Here is a 1508-nt window from a genome sequence, read left to right on the forward strand (position 1 = left end):
AACATCCTTTTTATCGTATCCGACGATACCGGCTACGGTGACCTGGGCCCCTATGGCGGCGGTGTGGGTCGCGGCATGCCGACGCCGAGCATCGACGAACTGGCGGCGCAAGGCACAACCTTCTTCTCGTTCTATGCGCAACCCAGTTGCACGCCGGGTCGGGCGGCCATGCAAACCGGGCGCATTCCCAACCGAAGCGGCATGACCACCGTGGCCTTCCAGGGCCAGGGCGGTGGCTTGCCGGCAGCGGAATGGACCTTGGCCTCCGTGCTGAAAACCGGTGGCTACGACACCTACTTCACCGGCAAGTGGCACCTGGGCGAAGCCGATTATGCAATGCCCAACGCCCAGGGTTACGACGTCATGAAATACGTCGGTCTTTATCATCTCAACGCCTACACCTACGCAGATCCCGAATGGTTCCCGGACATGGACCCGGAGACTCGCGCCATGTTCGTCAAGGTGACCAAGGGCGCATTGTCCGGCAAGGCCGGTGAAAAACCGGTCGAGGAGTTCAAGATCAATGGCGAGTATGTTGATACGCCGGTCATTGATGGAAAACCCGGCGTGGTTGGGATTCCCTACTTTGACGGTTATGTCGAGAAAGCCGCAATGGAGTTCCTCGACACCGCCGCCAAATCTGACAAGCCGTTCTTCATCAACGTCAACTTCATGAAGGTGCACCAGCCGAACTTGCCAGCACCGGAGTTCGTGCACAAATCGATCTCCAAATCCAAGTACGCCGACTCGGTGGTGGAACTCGACACCCGCATTGGCCGCATCATGGACAAGTTGAAAGCGCTGGGAATGGATAAAAACACCCTGGTGGTTTACACCACCGATAACGGCGCCTGGCAGGACGTTTATCCGGACGCCGGCTACACGCCCTTCCGCGGCACCAAAGGCACGGTACGTGAAGGTGGCAACCGGGTGCCGGCGATCATGGTTTGGCCGGGCAAAATCAAACCCGCGGTGAAAAACCACGACATCATCGGTGGACTGGACCTGATGGCGACGTTTGCCGCGGTGGCCGGCATCAAACTGCCAGAGAAAGACCGCGAAGGTCAGCCGATCATGTTCGACAGTTACGACATGTCCCCGGTGTTGCTTGGCACCGGCCCATCTCCACGCAAGGAATGGTTCTACTTCACGGAGAACGAACTGTCCCCTGGTGCCGCCCGTGTCGGCAACTTCAAGGCCGTGTTCAACCTGCGCGGCGATAACGGCGCCCAGACCGGTGGCTTGGCGGTCGATTCCAACCTGGGCTGGAAAGGTGAGAGTAAGTACGTGGCGACCGTGCCGCAGGTCTTCGACCTGTTGCAGGATCCGCAGGAACGCTACGACATTTTCATGAGCAACTTCACCGAACGCACCTGGTCGATGGTTCCCATCAGCATCGCGATCAACAACCTGATGAAAACCTACGCCAAGTACCCTCCACGCAAAATGCAAAGCATGACCTACGACGGCCCGGTGGAAATTTCCAAGTACCAGAAATTCCAGTCGGT

The 1508-nt window shown here is 58.2% G+C and carries 1 protein-coding gene; it reads left to right on the forward strand.

Annotated elements, in window-relative coordinates; genetic code table 11:
- Positions 1–1508: arylsulfatase (locus KGA98_RS28405; protein ID WP_223504979.1), on the forward strand; the 1508-nt coding region annotated here is incomplete at both ends.

It is taken from the genome of Pseudomonas sp. BF-R-24 (assembly GCF_019947335.1).
GTDB classification, from domain to species: domain Bacteria; phylum Pseudomonadota; class Gammaproteobacteria; order Pseudomonadales; family Pseudomonadaceae; genus Aquipseudomonas; species Aquipseudomonas jessenii.